The 22,626-nt window shown below is 44.1% G+C and carries 18 protein-coding genes; 14 read left to right on the top strand and 4 right to left on the bottom strand.

All coding sequences use genetic code 11. The annotated features are described in order from the left end of the window. Window positions 1–40: 40 nt before the first annotated feature. A complete protein-coding gene (gene sat, locus ABFV72_RS11175) occupies window positions 41–1,303 on the top strand; it encodes a sulfate adenylyltransferase (protein ID WP_347163733.1) in 1,263 nt (420 codons plus the stop codon). 135 nt (window positions 1,304–1,438) lie between these two features. Here sat and ABFV72_RS11170 read toward each other — a convergent pair whose 3' ends face one another. Next, entirely contained in the window at window positions 1,439–1,978 is a 540-nt protein-coding gene (locus ABFV72_RS11170) for a hypothetical protein (protein ID WP_347163732.1), read from the bottom strand. A 408-nt stretch (window positions 1,979–2,386) separates the two neighbouring features. Between ABFV72_RS11170 and ABFV72_RS11165 the strand changes: the two genes are divergently transcribed. From ABFV72_RS11165 to ABFV72_RS11145, 5 genes are all read left to right on the top strand, one after another. Then, window positions 2,387–3,514: a sulfate ABC transporter substrate-binding protein gene (locus tag ABFV72_RS11165; RefSeq protein WP_347163730.1), complete on the top strand. Its 1,128-nt coding sequence runs from the start codon at window positions 2,387–2,389 to the stop codon at window positions 3,512–3,514. A 268-nt stretch (window positions 3,515–3,782) separates the two neighbouring features. Next, window positions 3,783–4,874, top strand: coding sequence for a sulfate ABC transporter substrate-binding protein (locus ABFV72_RS11160; protein WP_102093604.1), 1,092 nt, complete (start codon window positions 3,783–3,785; stop codon window positions 4,872–4,874). Window positions 4,875–5,097: 223 nt separating this feature from the next. Next, window positions 5,098–5,982, top strand: a complete 885-nt coding sequence (cysT, locus tag ABFV72_RS11155) for a sulfate ABC transporter permease subunit CysT (protein ID WP_057760265.1) — start codon at window positions 5,098–5,100, stop codon at window positions 5,980–5,982. A gap of 1 nt (window position 5,983) precedes the next feature. Further along, window positions 5,984–6,934 carry a sulfate ABC transporter permease subunit CysW gene (cysW, locus tag ABFV72_RS11150; RefSeq protein WP_160021719.1) on the top strand — a complete coding sequence of 317 codons (951 nt, stop codon included), beginning with the start codon at window positions 5,984–5,986 and terminating at the stop codon, window positions 6,932–6,934. A gap of 96 nt (window positions 6,935–7,030) precedes the next feature. Beyond that, window positions 7,031–7,753, top strand: a complete 723-nt coding sequence (locus ABFV72_RS11145) for a sulfate/molybdate ABC transporter ATP-binding protein (RefSeq protein WP_082624600.1) — start codon at window positions 7,031–7,033, stop codon at window positions 7,751–7,753. A 165-nt stretch (window positions 7,754–7,918) separates the two neighbouring features. Here the strand turns inward: ABFV72_RS11145 and ABFV72_RS11140 are convergent, their stop codons facing one another. Beyond that, window positions 7,919–8,248 (bottom strand): ArsR/SmtB family transcription factor, encoded by a 330-nt coding sequence (locus ABFV72_RS11140; RefSeq protein WP_057760261.1) that lies wholly within the window; start codon window positions 8,246–8,248, stop codon window positions 7,919–7,921. Window positions 8,249–8,636: 388 nt separating this feature from the next. On the opposite strand from ABFV72_RS11140, the gene ABFV72_RS11135 reads away from it, so the two are divergent. The 3 genes from ABFV72_RS11135 to bfr (ABFV72_RS11125) all read left to right on the top strand — a co-directional run bounded on the left by ABFV72_RS11135 (window position 8,637) and on the right by bfr (ABFV72_RS11125) (window position 10,225). Next, window positions 8,637–8,828 (top strand): (2Fe-2S)-binding protein, encoded by a 192-nt coding sequence (locus ABFV72_RS11135; protein ID WP_101205900.1) that lies wholly within the window; start codon window positions 8,637–8,639, stop codon window positions 8,826–8,828. Window positions 8,829–9,188: 360 nt separating this feature from the next. Continuing rightward, a complete protein-coding gene (gene bfr, locus ABFV72_RS11130) occupies window positions 9,189–9,677 on the top strand; it encodes a bacterioferritin (RefSeq protein ID WP_201548238.1) in 489 nt (162 codons plus the stop codon). A gap of 68 nt (window positions 9,678–9,745) precedes the next feature. After that, on the top strand, window positions 9,746–10,225 hold the full coding sequence (gene bfr, locus ABFV72_RS11125) for a bacterioferritin (protein WP_347163727.1): 480 nt from the start codon (window positions 9,746–9,748) through the stop codon (window positions 10,223–10,225). Window positions 10,226–10,407: 182 nt separating this feature from the next. Here bfr (ABFV72_RS11125) and ABFV72_RS11120 read toward each other — a convergent pair whose 3' ends face one another. After that, entirely contained in the window at window positions 10,408–11,784 is a 1,377-nt protein-coding gene (locus tag ABFV72_RS11120; protein WP_347163725.1) for a DHA2 family efflux MFS transporter permease subunit, read from the bottom strand. Between the two features lie 342 nt (window positions 11,785–12,126). On the opposite strand from ABFV72_RS11120, the gene yghU reads away from it, so the two are divergent. The 5 genes from yghU to uvrA all read left to right on the top strand — a co-directional run bounded on the left by yghU (window position 12,127) and on the right by uvrA (window position 21,087). Beyond that, on the top strand, window positions 12,127–12,948 hold the full coding sequence (gene yghU / locus ABFV72_RS11115; protein WP_347163723.1) for a glutathione-dependent disulfide-bond oxidoreductase: 822 nt from the start codon (window positions 12,127–12,129) through the stop codon (window positions 12,946–12,948). Window positions 12,949–13,212: 264 nt separating this feature from the next. Further along, window positions 13,213–14,505: a DUF1176 domain-containing protein gene (locus tag ABFV72_RS11110; RefSeq protein ID WP_347163721.1), complete on the top strand. Its 1,293-nt coding sequence runs from the start codon at window positions 13,213–13,215 to the stop codon at window positions 14,503–14,505. Between the two features lie 604 nt (window positions 14,506–15,109). Then, window positions 15,110–16,780 carry a DEAD/DEAH box helicase gene (locus tag ABFV72_RS11105; RefSeq protein ID WP_347163720.1) on the top strand — a complete coding sequence of 557 codons (1,671 nt, stop codon included), beginning with the start codon at window positions 15,110–15,112 and terminating at the stop codon, window positions 16,778–16,780. 277 nt (window positions 16,781–17,057) lie between these two features. Beyond that, the gene (locus ABFV72_RS11100) at window positions 17,058–18,302 is read left to right on the top strand and encodes a DUF819 domain-containing protein (protein ID WP_347163718.1); all 1,245 of its coding nucleotides are present in this window, start codon (window positions 17,058–17,060) and stop codon (window positions 18,300–18,302) included. 217 nt (window positions 18,303–18,519) lie between these two features. After that, window positions 18,520–21,087 carry an excinuclease ABC subunit UvrA gene (gene uvrA, locus ABFV72_RS11095; RefSeq protein WP_347163717.1) on the top strand — a complete coding sequence of 856 codons (2,568 nt, stop codon included), beginning with the start codon at window positions 18,520–18,522 and terminating at the stop codon, window positions 21,085–21,087. A 98-nt stretch (window positions 21,088–21,185) separates the two neighbouring features. Here the strand turns inward: uvrA and ABFV72_RS11090 are convergent, their stop codons facing one another. Next, window positions 21,186–22,625 (bottom strand): reverse transcriptase family protein, encoded by a 1,440-nt coding sequence (locus ABFV72_RS11090; RefSeq protein ID WP_347163716.1) that lies wholly within the window; start codon window positions 22,623–22,625, stop codon window positions 21,186–21,188. Window position 22,626: the final 1 nt, after the last annotated feature.

Here is a 22,626-nt window from a genome sequence, read left to right as displayed (position 1 = left end):
TCTTCCAACCATTCTTTTTATAAGAGGTTTTAATAACTATATGTCTCAAACTCAAAGCCCAACCCAATCACAATTCAAATCAAAGCTGGTTCCTCCACACGGTAGTGCAGAGCTTAAGCCACTATTATTAAACGGTGCAGCACGCGATCAAGCATTAGAGCTTGCCAGCACATTGCCGACCATCACTCTAAGCTCACGTGAGCGCGGTGATTTAATCATGTTCGGTATCGGCGGTTTTACTCCGTTAAATGGTTTTATGAACCAAGCGGACTGGCAGGGTGTGGTAGACAACATGCGCTTGCAAAGCGGCGAAAACGCAGGTTTGTTTTGGCCAATTCCTATCACCTTGTCTGCGCCAAAAGAGACTGCGGATAGTTTGAGCCAAGGTGACAAAGTAGCATTGGTCGCTCAAGATGGTGAAGTCATGGGTATCTTGACGGTAGAAGAAACCTACACTATCGATAAAGAGCACGAGTGTCAGCAAGTATTTACGACCACGGATTCAGAGCACCCAGGCGTACAGCAAGTATTGAACCAAGAAGCCGTCAATATTGCCGGTAGTGTTGAAGTGCTTAGCGAAGGTGAGTTCCCAACGTTATATCCAGAAATCTACAAAACGCCAGCAGAAACGCGCGCAATTTTGGATGCTAAAGGCTGGAAAACAGTAGCGGCATTCCAAACGCGTAATCCAATGCACCGTTCACATGAATATCTGGCTAAAATTGCGATTGAAATCTGTGATGGTGTATTGATTCATTCATTATTAGGCGCATTGAAACCTGGCGACATCCCAGCAGAAGTTCGTCAAGAAGCCATCAAAACGCTAATTGATAACTACTTTAGACAAGATACTGTTATCCAAGCGGGCTATCCGTTGGATATGCGCTATGCTGGCCCACGTGAAGCATTATTACATGCGCTATTCCGTCAAAACTATGGCTGTAGCCATCTGATTGTTGGTCGTGATCATGCGGGTGTCGGAGATTACTACGGTGCATTTGATGCGCAAACGATTTTTGAGCACGTTGGCAAAGATGACCTTGTTACTCAGCCACTCAAAATTGGCTGGACGTTCTGGTGTAATGCTTGTAATGCTATGGCCTCTGACAAGACTTGCCCGCATGACGCCTCTGAGCATGTTAAAGTGTCAGGTACTAAGCTGCGTAAAGCACTATCAGAAGATGAAGATGTACCAGAAAACTTTAGCCGTCCAGAAGTACTACAGATTTTGCGTGACTACTATGCTGGTATCGCAAAAGAAGAGCGTGCTGAAGTTAAATTAACGGGTGCATCTGCTGTATAAAGACTGATCATTAGTATAAGAAACTCGTACTAAGCCAGTCATAAAAAAGGTGTCAGACTTATTGTCTGGCACCTTTTTATTTTTATCACTATTTTAAAATGAAAAGCACGTCCTAACACATGCTAGTGATGACTATTAAATCTCTAAATCTTCTGCCAGCTTTTTATATTCTCCAGCAAGCGAGCCACCACCTGAGCAGAAATAGTTCAGTGCATATTTGTCTGGGCTGTCGATGATGAGGGTATCGTCCTTAAATTGAAAAAAGGTAGTGCTATCATTTACCTTTGACTGAAAAATCATACCATGAGCAGTATCTTGGCCCATTAATGTCGCCTTACCATCGAAGTGACAAGTAGGTTTTTTGATATCGCTGCGTGAGCGAACTTTAATGTCAATCTGTCGATCACTCTCTGCTCGTACCATCACGCCAACCCAATCATAGCCTTGTGCTCGTTTGTCGTAGTCGGCAGTAGCGTAATCCGCCGAAACCTTGTCTGTTGAAACCTTGTTTGTTGAAAATCTGTCTGCTGAGACATTGTCACCTAAGATATTACTTTCAATAGTTGGCAAATTAGATGTTGTACTGGCAACTGATTTGACCTTGCTGTGGCTATCGCTATTCATAGTGGGCGACATACTATTACAGCCTGTTAAAGCCGCTAGGGTAGAGGTCATTATTATTAGCCCTACAATAGAATGAAATTGACGGTATGAGGTATTCATATAAGGGCCTTTGGTCAAGTAGAAAAGTAAGGTTTGCATAGTATCGGGATAATGAAAGTATCATTGATACAGCAAACTTTATAACGTACAAATAATGGTACAGCCTACCCAAATCATAGTCTACTTGATAAACCTGCCAGCAACTACTCAACCCATTTTATTCTTAATGATGCAAAACGATTACTCCTATCACTTATGCCAACTTCACTAGTCGATAAGCTAATTCATCACTAAGCGTTTGCTATTTATGCTGCTAGCATAGCCTGCATCATCCCGACAACCGAACTCAAAAGATTGTAGGCCCTGTGATGATGGTCAAGATTTTGACAAAACGCTTCTAATACTTTTATCGAGAGCATCATGCAAAAAAAATTCCAACAAATCAGCATTGCTAGCATTCAATCAACTAATAATAAGCCTGTAAAAGCACGTGTACTTGCCACTAGCGGCATGCTCGCAGCAGCGATAATGATGACAGGCTGCAGTCCAACAGAAGCGACGCAAGATGACGCGGCAAATAGTGCCAGTGGCAGGACGCAAGATGTCGAACTACTCAACGTCTCCTATGATGTGTCTCGCGACTTTTACAAAGACTACAACACTTTATTCAGTACCGACTATCAAAAGACTCACCCAAACAGCAAAGTAAATATCAATCAGTCACATGGCGGCTCTAGTAAGCAAGCGCTCTCTGTCGCCAATGGTTTGCAAGCGGATGTGGTGACCTTTAACCAAGAGAGCGATATGAATCTATTGGTGGAAAAAGGTTTGGTCGCTGCTGATTGGCAGCAAGCACTACCTAACAATGCCGTGCCGTACACCAGTACCATGGTATTACTGGTTCGCGCTGGTAATCCAAAAAATATCAAAGACTGGTCAGATTTGGCACGTAATGATATCGATGTGGTCATCCCGAACCCAAAAACTAGTGGTACAGCACGTTATGCCTTCTTAGGTGCCTACGGTTATGGCTTGCACCAATTCAAAGAAAGCAATAATGAAAACCCTGTAAAAACCAATGATTTTATCAAAAAGCTGCTGGCAAACGTGGTTACTTATGACAATGGCGCACGCGCTGCGACGACTAGCTTTACTCAACGTGGTTTAGGTGATGTGTTGATCACGACCGAAAATGAAGCACATTTGACTGCCCAGCAATTTGCAAAGGGTAACGTTGATATTGTATACCCGAGCTATTCGATTACGATTGCCAACCCAGTAGCGGTCGTAACGGCAGTGACTGAAAAGTCTGGTAAGACGGAAGCGGCAAGTGCTTATCTGAAAGGTTTATGGGATAAGCCTGCCCAAGAGCTCATGGCAAAAATGTATATGCGTCCAAGTGATGAGCAAATCCTAGCTGCTCACAAAGATACTTTGCCTGATATTGAGACGTTTGAACCTGTGGCTGTGTTTGGCTCATGGGCAGAGATTATGGATGCTTTCTTTGTCGATGGTGGCCGTTTTGATCAGCTGGCAACCACAAAGTAGTCGTTGGTTTTTGATTTATAAAGCTATCTATCCTAGCTACTTTCAATGGAACGCAGACAAGATGGATAGGGTGTATACCAGTATTAGAACTATTAGCAAGCAAACAGTCAGTTATACATATAGATTTTTTTAACAACTTATTGATATATCTGGCTTTGTTTACTGGTTATTCCCTTTTGGCAATAACATACGCATATTCATCATTAAACATAATAAGATGGCGCTGTTAGCATACTTGCATTACACAACAGACATCTTTGAGGTATTTATGACAGACGTAGCTCGTTATCAACAGAAAAGTAAAACTCTTAGTGCCTTGAGTATTGCTGGCGTTGCTTTGACCCTTGGTCTAGCTGGCTGTAGCAACAGTGAGACTACTGAGGCCGCAGCTGATGGTTCAGCGACGACAGAAGGGCAAAATATCGAGCTACTTAATGTCTCATACGATGTGGCACGTGACTTCTATAAAGACTACAACCCGTTGTTTGTTGAGCACTACAAAGCTGAAAACCCAGACAGTAATATCTTAATCAAACAGTCACATGGCGGCTCAAGTAAGCAAGCACTGTCTGTTGCCAACGGTCTACAAGCCGATGTTGCCACCATGAACCAAGGCTCTGATATTGAGCTGCTTGAGAAAAAAGGCTTGGTTGAGTCAGATTGGGAAAGCAAATTCCCAGACAATGCGGTGCCGTTTACCAGTACGATCGTATTTTTGGTACGTAAAGACAATCCAAAAAACATCAAAGACTGGGAAGATTTGACAAAAGACGGTGTTGAGATTGTCATGGCCAATCCAAAAGTGACGGGTAACGGTCGTTATGCATTCTTGGGTGCATACGGTTATGGTCTACATGCTTTTAATAAAGATGAAACAAAAGCTAAAGGCTACGTAAAAGACATGCTAAAAAATGTCAAAGTCTATGAAAACGGCGGACGTGCCGCGACAACGACTTTCGTACAGCGCGGTATTGGTGATGTATTGGTCACTTTTGAAAACGAAGCCAACCTTGCAGCGACTGATTTTGGCGCAGGTCAAGTAGACATCGTGTATCCAAAATACTCAATCAAATCAGAAAGCCCTGTGGCTGTTGTAAAGACGGTAACAGATAAGAAAGGCACTACAGACGCTGCCAAAGCGTATCTTGATTACTTATGGAGTGAGCCTGCTCAGCAGCTAGCGGCCAATCTATATCTACGTCCTAGTGTTAAGAGCGTGCTTGACAAAAACGGTGACAAATTACCGCCTGTTGAGACGTTCCGCCCGAACGATGCCTTTGGCACATGGGATGAGATCATGAGCACTTACTTCAGTGATGGCGGTGTATTTGACCAATTGGCAATTAATGCACCTCAGTAATTGCTAGCCAATTACTTAGAGCAGCTACTACGCTAAACACTGAAACGGATTAGCTCAGTTAATTGTACAGTCAGTCATGAAGCACCCCATAAAGGACATGGTCGTACGCACTATGTCCTTTATATCATAAGCCGACCAATAATAATTTTGATAACAATGGTAATAATGGTCTTACAGTGAGCACCCTCGCTAAGTACCATCAGTTAGGCAATAGGACATCACTATGAGTGCAACATCTTCTTCTGCCAGTAAGCCCGGCAATAAAAAAGGTTGGCTGACCCGTTTGCGTCAGCGCAATGTGCTACCCGGGTTCGGTCTGAGCATGGGTATTACTGTCTTTAGCTTGTCGTTATTGGTGGTACTACCGTTTGCCATGATGGCCTATACCACGACGCAGATGGGTTGGACGGGCTTTTGGGAAACCATTACCCAGCCACAAGTCACTGCCGCTATCAAGCTAAGCTTATGGATGTCGTTTTTGGCGATGCTGACCAATATGGTATTTGGCACATTAGTCGCATGGGTGCTTGTCCGCTATGAGTTTTGGGGTAAGTCACTGATTAATGCCTTGGTTGATTTGCCATTTGCACTACCAACGGCCGTTACAGGTATCTCGCTTGCCACTTTATATGCGCCTAATGGCTTGATTGGTCAATGGTTTGCCAAGTTCGATATTCAGGTTGCCTTTACGCCGATAGGTATTTGGCTAGCACTGGTTGTGGTGAGCTTTCCCTTTATCGTCCGTGCAGTGCAGCCAGTACTTGCTGAGCTGTCAGTAGAGTTTGAAGAAGCCGCTGCAGTACTGGGTGCCAATCGATTAACGACTTTTCGTAAAGTAATTTTGCCAGAGTTATTGCCAGCCTTGCTGATGGGTGCAGGTATGATGTTTGCTCGTGCCACTGGCGAGTATGGCTCGGTTATCTTTATCGCAGGTAACATTCCTATGCAGTCTGAGATTTTACCGCTCATTATTATCAGTAAACTTGAGCAGTTTGATATTCAAGGTGCTTCTGCGGTGGCATTATTTATGCTACTCATATCATTTGTCATCTTATTGACCATTAATATCATGCAGTGGAAACTGTCGCGCCGTGTAGGAGCTCGCTAATATGCAAATATCTAATAGCTACGACTACCAAAGCAATGCTGCGACCAAAGATACGCCATGGATACGCCGTACCTTTATTGCCATTGCGGTGTTATTCATGATTGTTATGTTAGTCATTCCATTACTGGCTGTGTTTTACGAAGCCTTTAAAAATGGTTGGCAGTTATATATTGCTTCATTAGTAGACCCTGAAGCTTTGCAAGCCATCAAGCTGACGCTCATCACGGCAGGAATTGTCTTACCAATTAATATGGTAATGGGCATCGCAATTGCATGGCTTGTCACGCGTTACCAGTTTAAAGGTAAGCAGCTGGTCACTACTTTGCTAGATTTACCATTTTCGGTATCGCCAGTGGTTGCAGGTTTGATGTTTGTGCTGCTGTTTGGACTGAACTCTACTATCGGTGGCTGGCTTGAGAGCATGGGTTTTCAGGTCATATATGCAGTGCCTGGTATTATTTTGGCAACGTTGTTTGTGACCTTTCCGTTTGTTGCACGTGAGCTGATCCCATTGATGCAGACTCAAGGCGACTCTGAAGAGCAAGCTGCATTGACCTTGGGTGCGACTGGCTGGCAGACATTTTGGCATGTGACATTGCCTAATATCAAATGGGCGCTGCTATACGGTTTGATTCTGACCAATGCCCGTGCGATGGGTGAGTTTGGTGCGGTCAGCGTGGTATCTGGTCACATTCGCGGCGAGACCAACACCATGCCGCTATTGGTTGAGATTGCCTATAACGATTATAACTTTACCGCTGCGTTTGCCTTATCGAGCATATTGGCTGCATTGGCCTTGGTGACGCTACTGATTCAGCAAGTCATGACCAAGATACAAGAACGTAAATTTGCCAAGTCTGAGCGGCTCGCCAGTGCACCTGAGCTGCCAGTAAGTGCTAACGCCACTGTCGCCACTGAATCGACGAGTGCGGACAGTACTGGCAAGGTATAACTGCCATTATCTGATAAATGATGTTAATACTACGGATGCAGTCGCTACTCAGCTACTTGCCACGATACGACAAAAGATATAATAAGAGATACGATTATGAGCATTGAAATTCGCAACGTTAATAAAAAATTCGGCAATTTTACCGCTTTAGATAATATCAATATCACGGTGCCGACTGGCAAACTAACGACGTTACTAGGTCCGTCAGGCTGCGGTAAGACCACTTTGCTACGTATTATCGCAGGTCTAGAGTATGCTGACTCTGGGCAGGTATTGTTCGATGAGCTGGATGTGACCAATACCCCAGTCCAAAAACGCCATATTGGCTTTATGTTTCAGCATTATGCACTGTTTCGCCATAAGAACATCGCGGATAATGTGGCGTTTGGTCTGACCTTGTTGCCAAAAAACGAGCGTCCGAGCAAAGCTGATATCAATAAGCGTGTGGCAGAGCTCTTAGACCTCGTACAGCTACCACAGGTTGCCAATGCTTATCCGCATCAGCTATCAGGTGGTCAGCGCCAACGCATTGCGCTAGCACGTGCACTTGCTGTTAAACCGAAGCTGTTGCTGTTAGATGAGCCGTTTGGTGCACTAGATGCCAAAGTTCGTAAAGAGTTGCGCACATGGCTAAAGAACATCCACCACGAGCTTGGTATCACCAGTATCATGGTAACGCATGATCAAGAAGAAGCACGTGCGGTATCAGATGAGATCGTCGTGATGAATCAGGGCCGAGTAGAGCAGGTGGGCACGTCAGAGGAGCTGATACACCAGCCAGCCAACGCCTTTATCAGCGATTTCTTAGATCTTGTATAATTATTTGATCTAGCGCAATGTAGGTCCAATTATCAATATTTAAGCCAAAAAAAAGACCTACGAAAGTAGGTCTTTTTTGTTTGGCGCATTGCCGTAGATATATTGTCTCAAGCGCTTTTTATAAAGCACAGTCAAAGAACCAAAAATCTAAGCGGACAATAGTATCTACGCAAGATCCGATACATCTCTACTAGTGCCTCTAGGAGTGATTTGCTCGTAGGTGATGTCTAAGATATCTTGACACCAATCTGGTAAATCATCAGCGACCTCATACCACATCCAAGTACCGTCACGCACACAGCTCAAGATACCCAATTTTTTCAAATGGTTTAGGTGGCGTGATATCGTTGGTTGTGGCTGGTCAAGCATATCTACCAAATCACCCACGCAACGTGCTTCTTTCTTAAAAAGAATTTGAAATATTTTTAGACGTGTCGGATCAGATAGGACTTTGAATAAATCGATAGGTCGTATCGTAAAATTATTATCAGACATAGGAGAATTCCAATGGGCTTCGTTAATAGGGGTTCAATATAACAGCAGTTATCTACAAAATCGATTAAAAAATAAGCAAATTTACAGTTCATCGTTAATTTACTACCTTTGACAATATTCGGTTACACGCACACTTATATCCACTTACATAAATGAACTGCCTGTAATACAAGGATACTGTCTCAACGAATAAATATATCGAATGTGATTGAAAATGATAATAATTATCGTTATTATACTGCAAGCGATAAACGTGATTTCAACGACTAAGTTTTCATTACTAGAAAACAGTAAATTATCCGTTTATCAATGACACTTATTACAAAGGTTTTTATACAAGTGTCGTATGCCGTCATTATCGAATAGTGGTATTCCGAGGAGCCAATCCATGTACGTATGTATCTGCAACAACGTAAAAGAAAAGCAAATCAAAGCAGCTATTGCTGCAGGTGTTGATACGCTCGATGGTCTAAAAGATACGCTCGATGTGGCAACGTGCTGTGGCTGCTGTGAGCCGATGGTCAATGACTACCTAGACGAACACCATGCAAAACTCGATAATCTAGCATACGCCGTTTAAATATTATCAATCATATACCTTGTAATATAATACGATAAAATATATTCAATATTCTGCATCTAACTTTATTATACATAAAGGGTCGGATGCAAGCGTCCATATAATCTCACTCAAACGCCAGCATGTTACATAAAACGTATCAATACTGGTTGTAGCTAATTATGATTCTCAATTAGCATCTTATTCTTAGTTCATAACGTTACACCCTATACTGCGCCTGTATGCTACTATATTTACCTGAGATTAGAAGCCATTTTATTGATTTTGATTTTTACTGATCAGTTCGCCAATTATGCTATCCTTATATAATAAATTATGGATGTATGGTGATCGGTAAAAATAAATAGGGGAGTACGCGTTATGATAGGTAGTCAGAAAGTTATTGATTATTTGAATTTCTTACTAGGTGGTGAGCTTGCCGCTCGTGACCAATATTTTATCCATTCAGAGATGTATGCTGAGTGGCACTATGGCAAGTTATACGACCGTATCCATCATGAAATGGAAGACGAAACGCTACACGCACAGAGTATCATTCGCCGTATCTTGATGTTGAGTGGCACGCCAAAGATGTCGGTCGACGCTATCCATATCGGTGCGACTGTCCCTGAGATGTTGCAGTTTGACCTAGATTTAGAGTATCAAGTACAAAAGCATCTAAAAGAAGGTATCGCACTTTGCGAAGCAGAGCATGACTATGTCACGCGTGAGATGCTGGTTGAGCAACTGAAAGACACCGAAGAAGATCATGCGCATTGGCTTGAGCAGCAGCTCCGTCTCATCGACATGATTGGTCTACCGAATTACCTACAAAGCCAAATGGCTGAAGTCACTCCTAATATTGTCTGATATCATCCTACGTATGAATAGCATTCACAGTATTTAGCATAAATAACAGAGATTAAGGGAGAAAGGTAATGACAGGGGATAAAGAAGTTATTCGCGCGTTAAATAGAGTACTTGGGCAGTCATTGATTGCCATCAACCAGTATTTTTTGCATGCACGTATTGCACGTCATTGGGGGCTAGAGGCGCTTAATGACTCATTATATAAGCAATCTATCGCTGAGATGAAATGGTCAGACGACCTAATCGCTCGTATTTTACTGTTAGGCGGTTTGCCAAACTTGCAGGAACTGGGCAAGGTATTGGTTGGCGAAGATGTACCAGAAATCATTGAGTGCAACCTACGTCTTGAAAGACAAAAATTCGATATTATTACTGATGCCGTCACTTTATGTGAGACAAAGTCTGACTATGTCTCTCGCCAGCTATTAGTCACGCTAAAAGATGGTAATGAAGAGTATGAAGATTGGTTAGAGACGCAGCAGGACTTGATTGAAAGTATTGGTGTAGAGCGCTACATCCAATCACAGATGAATGATGATGACGCATAATAGTACTTATTATTGAGGTAAGTCGTAATAAAAAAGCCAGTATAAGATTGATAACACAATCGTATACTGGCTTTTTTCTGTCTATAGATAAGCTATCTTAAACGTTTCGGATATACAGAATAGAGACTTGTCGTACGTAAAGTCTCACTCAATAGAAAGCTTATCTCGATTGAAGACACACCCTAGTATAAACCGCGCCCATCCTCAGGTTTCAGGCGTAAGAAATACAGCCCCGAGAGAATGGTCAAAATGCCCAATATCCAATAAGTTGTTTGGAACGCCACTAGTGTATCCATCTGTAGACGCTCACGTAGTAGATTCAACACAGCAGCACCGAACGCAATACCAAAGCTAATCGCTAACTGCTGATTGACCGCCATTAAGCTATTCCCACTACTGGTTTGTGTGCCCTGTAAATCGCCAATCGTAATCGTATTCATCGCACTGAACTGCATAGAGTTGCAGGCACCCATGACGGTCAGGATAGGTATAAACCATAGCCACTGCGACGCATCGTTAAACTGCGCTAGTACAATGATAAGTGAACCCATAAACAAGGTGTTGTAGACCAGTACCTTACGGTAGCTAAACCGCTGAATAATCTTGCTAACCCAAGGTTTGATACCTATAGCACCAACCGCAATCGGAGCAAGCAGCCAACCTGCCTGCGAAGGCGAGTATTCAAAAACCACTTGTAGTAATAAAGGCAGCAAAAAGGGCACGGCACTGATACCAAGTCGCGTAAACAAGTTGCCTGTAATACCGATTCGAAAGGTGCGAATATCAAACAAGCTGAGTGGAAACAGGGGAGCTGCTCGCCGTTTGGCATGCCAGATGTACGCGCCGATCAATAGACTTGCGCCTAACCCGAGTAATAGCCCATAAATCCCGCGACCAGTCTGTGAACCAAACTCGACAGCCAGTGTGAATCCGCAGGCAGCGGCGGCAAACAATACAAACCCTGTCCAATCAAGACGCTTGGTATCTTCATATAGCGCTGGAACCAGTTTTTTGCCCATGATAAAACCTGCCACACCCATCGGTATATTGATCAAAAATATCCAATGCCAGCTGGCGTATTGCACGATATAGCCGCCCAATACTGGACCGACTAGCGGCGCAACCAACGCTGGTATCACAGCGAAATTCATCACAGTGAGTAGCTTATTGCGCGGATAAGACTTGACCAATATCAAACGAGCGACAGGCGTCATCATGGCACCGCCGATACCCTGTACCACACGTGAGGCAACCAAAAAATCTAGCGTTTGCGATGCAGCACATAGTAATGAGCCAACACAAAAAATGATGACCGCTGATAAAAATACGCGGCGTGTGCCATATTTATCCGCTAAAAAACCACTGATAGGGATAAAAATCGCTAGGGTCAATGCATAGCTGATGACGGCCCACTGCATCTTTAGTGGTGACTCACCCAGTGCCTGCGCCATTTGTGGCAATGAGGTGTTTAAAATAGTGGCGTCCAAAATCTGCATGAACAGCGCGACTGCTAGCACATAGGGTAAGTATTTATCTTGAGTCGGGGTGAGCGTTACCATGTGAGTCCCATTGAACGTCTCGTTATGAAGTAAGAAAATAGCGGATTTGCGAGCAGATCACTATGCAAGCTGAGTAGTATAAAAAAGCCTGGCTCATAATAAAAGTGACTCAAAGTAACTGATATAAGATAACTTATATAAGAGCAACGATGCGAAAGGTAGCTAATAAAAAGGCAAAGAGGCGAAACAAGACAAAGAAGTTACTCAGTGCTAATAGCGCATCTTTCTTTACTCTAGCAGTAGAAACACAACATTGATTACAAGAGAGGACTTTAATATCGTCATGAGTTCTCGTTATAGTAAACCTTCGCGGCAGTCATAAATACAAACCGAGGATAAATTATGAGTCAAGATAATAATAAATATGTACTACCAAAAGTTTGGACGCAAGATAAAGACAACGGCGGCAAGTTTGCTAGTATTAATAGTCCAACGTCTGGAGCTCGCTATGATAAAGAGCTGCCTGTTGGTAATGCTCCGTTACAGCTGTACTCGTTAAATACGCCAAATGGTGTCAAAGTAAACATACTATTAGAAGAGCTGGCCGAACTTGGTATTGATGGGGCAGCATATGATGCCTACAAAATTGATATTTCTAAAGGTGAGCAGTTTGGCTCAGGGTTCGTAGAGATAAACCCTAATTCAAAGATTCCAGCTTTGGTCGATCATTCTACTGATATAGCAGGCGAGCCGATAGCGCTGTTCGAGTCGGGCGCAATCTTAATGTATCTAGCAGAAAAGTTTGATAAGTTCCTGCCGCTGACTACTGGTAAAGCGCGAGCAGATTGTCTATCTTGGATTATGTGGCAAATGGGTAGCGCACCTTTCTTAGGTGGCGGCTTTGGACACTTTTATGCGTATGCGCCTGAACCTCTAGAGTATCCAATTAATCGCTATACGATGGAAACCAAGCGTCAGCTCGATGTATTAGACACGCATCTAAAAGATAATGAGTACCTATGCGGCAATGATGAATCTGATTACAACATTGCGGATATGATTGTCTGGTCTTGGTATGGCCAGTTGGCACTAGGTAAGCTCTATGACGCAGCAGAGTTTTTACAAGTAGAAGACTATAAACACTTGCAGCGTTGGGCTAAGAAAATCGCTGAACGTCCTGCGGTTAAACGTGCAGTAGCGTTAGAGCTAAAACCAATCGACTAAACCAAGCACTCAATAACGTTTAGATCTAGTAGTACAGTTTAAATATAAATAAATCTTAAACACAGCAGCAAGGCTGATAAGCAAATAGCTTATCAGCCTTTTTATTTATATTCATAAAAATGAATATAAACTACGTTAAGTCTTCCTTTTGTCTTTACACAATGATACATTAGTACAACAGATAGAAACACTAGTGCGTTAAGATAGCCGAGCACCATTACAATAGACAGGTGTTTATACTTCTTCTACTGAAAGGTGATGATTATGAAAGACAATAATTATATAAACAATATGCCGCTATCAAAAGGCGCTGATTTAACTGGTGTTAGTAGGTCAGGAATTACCTATGACGATAATAATTATGATAAAAATAGCTATAAAGATAGTGCCCAGTCTAATAAAAATCCCAAAAACATCACTGTAGAGCTTTATTCAGAAAACATACCTAAAAAAATAAAAGAACAATCCACCTATATGATAAAAAATAAAATATTACTGCCTGTACTTGCAGCGCTTAGCACAGCTTTATTTAGTACCACTAGTATGGCCAGTACATCGACTGAGTTTACCAGTCAAGACTGGCAAGTCGCTTGTGATAATACGCGTACGTGCCGGCTGGCAGGCTATCAAGCAGAGAATAACAGTGAGTTTCCGGTTTCTATATTGCTCGTACGCCGCGCAGGTGCGAATGCTGGCGTGGATGGTAAAGTAAAGCTTGGCGGGGCAAAGGACAGCTCGTCTAAAGCCCTAATGCAGCTCGGCAACCGTCATCGCATCTCGTTGTTTATTAATGACAAAGACTATGGCGAGACGAAGCCATATTCAGCCGCTGCAGGTAATGCTGAGCTTACTCAAGCGCAGGTAACTGCATTGTTAGAGGCGTTGACCAAATCTAGCAAGATTACGTTGGCCTTGCGCAATTCACGTTGGCAGCTCTCTGACAAAGGTGCCAGTGCTGCTATGCTAAAAGCCGATGAGTTCCAAGGTCGCGTTGGTACATCCAGTGCTTTTGTCAAAAATGAAGATGCTGTTAAATCTAGTGGCGGTATATTGCCTCCTAAAGCCGCGCCAGTACTGCGGTTTGTCGTGCCAAGTGCCAAATCGGACGATGGTAATGACAAAAAATTTGTGATGAGGTCCTCTCAGTTGGCAGCGTTGGTAAAAGGCACAATGAAAGATGCAGACAGCGTTTGTCCCAATCTTTCAGACAAATCACCTTGGCGTATCAGTCGTCTAAATGGCTCGCAGCTGTTGGCACAGCATGAGTGCTGGACAGGCGCTTATAACGCTGGAGCAGGGGTTTGGGTAATCAATGACAGTAAACCTTATAAGCCAACGTTGGTAACGACCAATGCTACTGGCTACGATAAAGGCAAGCTTACCTCTGTACAAAAAGGACGCGGCATCGGTGATTGCATGAGCAAAACCGATTGGTTATGGACAGGCAGTGCCTTTGAAAAAAGTCATGAAAGCACCACAGGACTTTGCCGCTTAATCGAGGCAGGCGGGGCATGGCAGCTACCTACTTATGTCACAGAAGTCAAAGTAGTACGATAGATAAATAGCGAGTAGTTCATTTACTTTAGTTATTCAATTTTGCTTTAAGTATTAAATAAATCACCTAAAATTGTTTATTATCAACACTGTTAGTGCTTATTTACTCAGTAGTTGAAGAAATAGGTACATATAATTTTTTATTGTGCTATACTGCGTCGCCACGTTAGCTTAGGCTTTCGTGAATTATGAGATTGATAACATCGCCTGCGATTTTGGGTCTAGGATGACCATAAGTAATTGTTGCCGATGATTTTGTGTACTTAAATAACCTTTAAAAATATCAGTTATTTTTGACTCATATCTTATCTACTGGCCTATAACTAGGGTCTAGATTGGTTGCTGTTTGCCTTTATCTGCTTTGGACAAAGCATTGATAATGAGCGTATATCAAGCAAGGATAAGACACTCGGCACTACCACCAAAATACGTCAGACAGCACGAACGCATTTATTATAAAGACGCTAAGCTCTATTGGCTTGGTTTCTAATTATCGACAATTTTATATTGCTCGGTAATGCTAATAAGAGCAGCGTGGTGAACGGTTATCAGTGGTATGCATCAAGTTTGCTGAATTTACAGCAACTTATACTTACCAAGGATTCTTATGACTGACATCTTATCTGCAATCGCCGCTGAAAACGGCATCATCGAAAGCACTGACACTCCAAATACTGATAATAATACTCAAGAGGCTGCTACTGACGCCACTGAAGAAAACAAAATCACCTTTACTGATCTTGGCATTGCTAAACCAATTCTTACTGCGCTTGATCGCAGTGGCTACACCAATCCAACACCTATTCAAGAACAAGCCATTCCTTTTGCTCTAGCCGGTCGTGACCTTTTATTGTCAGCGCAAACGGGTAGTGGTAAAACAGCGGCTTTCGTTATCCCTGTACTTGATCGTTTGAGCCGTGCCACTAGCTTTGACAAACTAACCAAAGCACTTATCCTAACGCCAACGCGTGAACTTGCTCAGCAAGTACATGACAGCGTTCGTACTTATTCTAAAGACATGCGCGGTCTATTTTGTGTACCATTAGTTGGCGGCGCACCATACAACGGTCAGATCACTGCTTTGAAAAAGGGCGTTCAAGTAATCGTTGCAACTCCTGGTCGTCTACTTGACCATATCAATGCGGGTCGCGTTGATTTGTCAAACCTAGAAGTATTAGTACTTGACGAAGCTGACCGTATGCTAGACATGGGTTTTGCTGATGACATCAGTGACATCCTTCGTGCAGCGCCAATCGATCGTCAAACGATCATGTGTTCAGCAACTTGGGATGGCCCAGTAGGTAAAATCGCTGCCAGTTTCACTAAGAACCCTGAGCGCGTATCAATCAAAGTAGAATCTGCACACATCGAAGAAAAAGTGTACTACTGTGATGATTTTGATCATAAAAACCGTTTACTTGATAAAATTGTTTGTCAGCAAGATATGGAACAGATCATTATCTTTGCTGCTACCAAACGTAGTACTGAAAAACTGGCTAAACAACTACAAGAAGCGGGCCATAAAGCAAGCTTCCTACATGGTGACTTGCCACAGAGCAAGCGTAACCGTATCGTTCAAGACTTGCGTAATGGTAAAGTAAAAATCCTAGTAGCGACTGACGTTGCTGCTCGTGGTCTAGATATCCCAGCTATCTCGCACGTTATCAACTATGACTTGCCACGCCAGACTGAAGATTACGTCCATCGTATCGGTCGTTGTGGTCGTGCTGGTCGTACTGGTGTTGCTATCAGCCTATGTAGCATGGATGATCGTCCACAGCTTAACGCTATCAACCGTTATTTAGATCGCAAAATGGAAGTATGTGTTATCGAAGGTATGGAGCCTAAGAAAACTTACGTACCTAGCGAAAACAAAGGTAATGGGCGTGGCCGTGGCCGTGGTCGTTCTAACGGCGGTGGCGGTCAAGGCCGTGGTCGTTCAGGCGGTGGCTATGCTGGTAAATCTAGCGGTGGTGGTCAAGGTCGTGGTCGTTCAAGCGACAGCGCTCCAACTGGTCAACGCGCTAGCAACGACAGCGGTTATCAAGGTAAGCCACGTGACACGTCAGGCAAACCAAATGAGCGTTCAGGTGGCAAGCCATATCAAGGCAAGCGCACTGGTGGCCCAAGCCGCGGTGATAGCAATGGCGTTCCACGTGGTGAGCGTGCTGCAACTGGTCGCGGTCGTCCAAGCGGTAGCCAAGGTCGTCCAGCTGGTCGTTCTGACAGCCGTGGCCAAGGTCGTCCAAACGGCGGCAACCGTGGTAACAACTCGTAATACAGCTATATTTGACGATTAAAATCATTGATTTATTAATCGTCTAAAGATAGCACTAAAAAAGCCAGATACTTGTTATCTGGCTTTTTTGTGTTTACCTGTTTTATATTGCTAAATAACGGGCGTATGACGTTACGTGTCTAGCCGTTACCTTGCTATTCATCCTGTCAAATACTACTCGGCAAATCCTAGCTAATAGTCGATGGCTGCTTGCAGGAGTTTTTTGCCTTGTCTATACTGATTTACTTTTGCCCGTTGTAACTCTTGGAGCGCCTTGATGCCTGCCACCTCAAACTTAGCAATTGATAATTTGCCATTAGCCTTTGGCATTATCATGGCCATTATTGGTCTGGTTTTTTATACCCAAGGCTTGCCGGGTAAGTTTTGGCGTCGGTTTTATGCCGTATTGCCTGGTATTGTGCTTTGCTGCTTTATACCAGCCACTCTAAATAGCTTAGGCGTGTTTGCCGATGGTGTTGGTTCGCAGATTTATGGTTTTACTGCCACTTACTTACTGCCAGCAAGTTTGCTGTTAATGACCTTGTCCATGGACGTGCCTAAAATATTGGGCTTAGGCTGGAAAGCAATCGCGATGTTTTTTGCTGCGAGTATCGCTATCGTCATCAGTGGTCCAATCAGTTTGGGAGTCGCTAAGTGGATATCGCCTGCGATGTTCACCGATGACACATTATGGCGTGGGTTCTCTGCTGTAGCGGGCAGCTGGATAGGCGGCGCGGCTAACCAAGCAGCGATGAAGGAGCTGTTTGGGGTCAGTGATGATCTGTTTGGTATGATGATTTTGGTCGATACCACCAATGCCTCACTGTGGCTGCTAGCTATCTTAGTAATGGCAAAACATAGCGACAAGATAGACCGTTTTTTGCGCGCTGATACCAGTAGTATTGATAAAGTGGTCAAAGCAGTCGAGAGCTATGAGCGTGATCATGCCCGCCCAGCAACCATCAATGACTTGATGGTAATGTTTGGCTTATGCTTTGCCATGGTCGGGGTCGCGCACTTTGTCGGTGGCCAGATTGCAGAGTTCTTTGCGCCTTATAGCTGGGCCGTTCAGTATAGCTTTGCCAGTTCGTTCTTTTGGATGGTTGTAATTATTACCCTAATAGGCGTTATATTTTCATTCACTAAGATTCGCAGGTTAGATCATGTTGGCGCGTCAAAAATCGGCACGGTATTTATCTTTGTATTAATCGCCGCGATCGGTATGCAAATCAATCTGGCAGGTATCGTCTCACAGTGGCGACTATTACTAATCGGTCTGTTATGGATGAGTATTCACGTCGTGATTATCTTTGCTGTCGCTCGACTCATTCGAGCACCGTTTTTCTTTTTGGCGGTTGGTTCTAATGCCAATACTGGCGGTGCATCGTCAGCACCGATTGTCGCTACGGCATTTCATCCATCGCTAGCACCAGTAGGAGTGTTTTTGGGTATTTTAGGTTACGCAGTAGGGACATTTGGTGGTTATATCAGCACGCAGTTAATGCGCTTGGTTGTATCTTAATACCTAAATTGCCAGCCTCTTAGCAACTTAATAGCATTTCTTGCTAAACAAAACCCGCCTTGATGCGGGTTTTTTATTATTAATGATTGGATGACTTGAGTTATCGTTTTGTCTATCTATGCTATTGATACGTAAGCCTAGCCACAGCCTTGCATAAGTACGTGTTAACCTTTCTGCTAATTAGGAATAAACAACGATTCATAGGAACAATAACGCTATGGCGAACCCAAAAAAATTAGAAGAAAAAACAAGTAAAACAAACACAGTAAAAAATGCCCTTTATAACCCTGATCAAGACAATATTCAGGTCAGAGGCGCGCGTGTACACAATTTGAAGAACGTTGATGTTGATTTACCTCGCAATGCTTTGGTGGTCTTTACCGGTATCTCAGGCTCAGGAAAGTCGTCATTAGCATTTGGTACGTTGTTTGCCGAGTCACAACGCCGCTATCTTGATTCGGTATCCCCTTATGCAAGACGGCTCATTGATCAGGTCGATGAGCCAGATGTTGATTCTATAGAGGGGTTGCCACCAGCCGTTGCTTTGCAGCAGAAGCGGGGTACGCCTTCAGTGCGCTCATCTGTGGGTAGCGTGACGACGATATCCAATGGCCTGCGTATGCTCTACTCACGCGCAGGAGAGTATCCTGCCGATCTAGAGATTCTATACGCAGATGCTTTCTCTCCCAATACGCCAGATGGTGCTTGCCCGACTTGTTCAGGTATCGGCCGTGTATTCGAGGTCACTGAAGAGCTGTTGGTGCCAGATAACACTAAGAGTATACGCGAGCGGGCAATTGCGGCTTGGCCACCAGCGTGGCAAGGACAAAACCTCAGTCGTATATTGACCACATTAGGCTATGATATCGATAAACCATGGCACACACTGCCGAAAAAAACACGTGATTGGATTTTGTTTACAGATGATACGCCGACGGTGCCTGTCTATCCTGAATACAACATCGAACAAACGCGCGATGCGATAAAAAGTGGCGAAAAGCCAAACTATATGGGTACTTTTACCAGTGCAAAAAACTTCATTTTGCACTCTTTTGCTACCACTCAGAGCCCGCGTACCAAAAAACGCGTCTCGCAGTTTATGCAGATATCTGAGTGCCCAGAATGTCATGGTAAAAAACTAAAGAAAGAATCGCTATCGGTTAAGTTTGCAGGACTCGATATCGGTGAGCTATCACAGTTAACATTGACCGAAATGGCGGAAAAATTAGAAACAACCGCTCGTACTAAGGTAGGCGATAACACACCAAACCGCGAAAAAGCCATCGTCGCCCAGCGTATCGCCAGTGATATTCTCTCTCGTGTTGAAGCGCTGACAAGGTTAGGGTTAGGCTATCTCTCGCTTGAGCGTACCACACCGACTCTCTCTCCTGGTGAGCTACAACGGTTGCGTTTGGCAACTCAAATTCGCTCGCAGTTGTTTGGCGTGGTATATGTCCTTGATGAGCCATCAGCAGGTCTGCATCCTGCTGATACTCAAGCATTGCTAGGTGCGTTGGATGAGCTGATTGCCACTGGTAATTCGGTGTTTGTCGTTGAGCATGATGTGAGTGTCATCAGACATGCCGACTGGGTAGTCGATGTCGGGCCAAAGGCAGGCACGCATGGTGGCGAGATTGTCTATAGTGGCCCTGTAGATGGACTTCGTAAAGTTACGCAGTCGCATACTGGTCAATATCTATTTGCCAATGCTACGTCTAACGCACAGTCAAAATCTAACACAAGGCAGCCGGCAGCCTGGCTCAAACTTGCCAACATTGAGCGAAATAATATTACAGGATTAGATGTTGAGTTTCCGCTTGGGGTGATGACCAGCGTCACAGGGGTCTCAGGCTCAGGCAAATCAAGTCTCGTCAGCCAAGCATTGGTAGAGCTTGTCAGTGAAGCGTTGGGGCAGAAGACAGTTACAGAAGCGCCTGTTGGTGAAGCAGATTTACTTGAGCAGGAGCTTGAGTCAGTAACTGGCGGTGAGATCGTCGCTGGCATGGAGCACGTCCGTCGGCTTATTAATATCAATCAAAAAGCAATTGGTCGTACACCGCGATCTAACTTGGCAACCTATACGGGCTTGTTTGACGATGTACGCAAGCTGTTTGCAGCGACCAAGCAAGCAAAAGCGCAAGGCTATGATGCTGGCAGGTTCTCATTTAATACGACTAAAGGCCGCTGCCCAAATTGCGAAGGTTTAGGGTTTGTCAGTGTTGAATTATTATTCTTACCAAGCGTCTATGCACCTTGTCAGGTTTGTCATGGTCAACGTTATGATGAGGAAACACTAGCAATCATTTATCGAGACAAAAACATCGCTGAAGTATTGAACTTAACGGTTGAAGCGGCTCATGAGTTTTTTGTTGATGAAGCACCTATTTTGCGTGCATTAGAGGCATTGCTACAAGTTGGACTTGGTTACTTACGTCTGGGTCAGCCTGCCACCGAATTATCGGGCGGCGAAGCACAGCGCATTAAACTTGCCACTGAGCTGCAACGCACGCAGCGAGGCGACACGTTATACATATTAGATGAGCCAACCACCGGCCTACATCCTGCTGACGTTTCTATGCTCATGACGCAGTTAAATGGTCTCGTCGATGCGGGCAATACTGTCATCATGGTTGAACATGACATGCAAGTGGCGAGCAATAGTGACTGGATTATAGATATTGGGCCGGGGGCTGGCGAAGAAGGTGGACTGATTGTTGCTCAAGGTACACCATATGACGTTTCTCAGTCAAAAGACAGTCGTACTGCACCGTTTTTATTGGTGTGATAGCAGTATATTTATATCAGTACATATTATTGAGATAAGTATGAGTATTAGAAATGGAAATTTTCTAATACTCATTTTTTATAAATATAAATAAACATCTATGCAAGTGTCTCTTGCTGCACTTGCAAACGCTCAATCCTATCTAGATAACTGTGTCCTAGCTCTGGCTCTGCCGAGGCTATCCAAGCGGCATATCCTGCCAGCGTATTTAAAGTCTCATCCGCGCGTAATTTGCCACCTGACTCTAGTTTATGAACGGCTGCTCGTAACATGCGCTTAATCTGACGAGATACCCTTGGTACACCTTGTCCATTGACCACCATGCCTGTCACTTGTTGCTGATTGCCTTTACGAATCACGCGCGTTTTATCATTATTCAACGCAAAACCTTCTTCGCGTAATATCTTATGGACTGAGCCGAGCAGTTGCCCGATTAGCTTATTGTGCTGCGTATCGGCTTGTTTCTTTGCGATGCTGGTCGTGGCTTTAATCGTTGTTTTAGCCTTCGGTTTGGGTGTAGTGACTTCAATAGCGGGCACACTAAAGGTCAAGTCATCGGCATAACGGCTATAACGTAGGCCCAACTTTTCTGCCAATCCTGTCAAGCGGCGATCCAGATTTAAGCAAACGATGTTCGTTAATGCTGGACTGGTAGGCGCACCTTGCGGCAAGGCTCTATCGCCTAATGCCACATAATAGGTGATGCCATCTTGCTGTACCACTTGTCTGGGCGACTCTGTACAGAGTAATGCCAATAATGTGGCAATTTGCTCTGGGTAGCCAGCATGACGAAAGACCCCTTTGACACGGCGCCAGCTCACGCTAGGAAAGAAATCTTTGACATCAAGCTTAATAAGTAACTCACTATTGCTATGTACGGCTGCGTTGGTCACGATAGATTTGCCGCGTACAAAGCCATGGGCGGCACCATGCGTCGTTAAGTTATTCAAAATATTGTGCAAAATCCAGCGTTGTACAAACTTCAAACGTGGTATCGGCGACCATATTTGCCGCGCTGTGCCATTGCGTTTGGCAATAGTGAAATGCGAATAAGACAGATTGGTGGCGACCTCTCTTTGATAGCACAATCCTTTTAACTGCGGAATGGTAAGGTTAACCGCTTCTGCTAGCTCATTATGTTTATGCAGCAGTGGCAGTTTGTTTTCAATCAGCCGATTGGCCGCGTCTTTTACATCCCATTTATCGGTACTGGTATCGTCCGTCCAATATACATGGCGGCCAAGATAAACCATGTGATGCGCTTTGTATGCTTGCCAAGCAGCTTTTTTGAGACTTTTTTCTTCAGCCGCCTCTTTTTTCAAAGCTTTTTTATAGCGCTCCCGTTCTTTTGGGCTCATATTGTCGACAGGTTGACGCTCGACCATAAAGCCTTGACCGACTAGCTGCTGCTGAACATATTGGTAACGTCCGCCTGCCAGCTCAATATCTTGCCATAGTTGCTGCCACTGACGCTCAAAAGGAGTGGGTGCTGGCTCAGGGCTGATGTAATCGTTATGGTTGGCTGTTTGTGTGGTCATA

Origin of the sequence: Psychrobacter proteolyticus (assembly GCF_039762275.1) — a bacterium.
In the GTDB taxonomy this organism is placed as follows: Bacteria; Pseudomonadota; Gammaproteobacteria; order Pseudomonadales; family Moraxellaceae; genus Psychrobacter; species Psychrobacter proteolyticus_C.
Note: the sequence above shows the minus strand (reverse complement) of the source record. Positions and strands in the feature narration are given on the sequence as shown.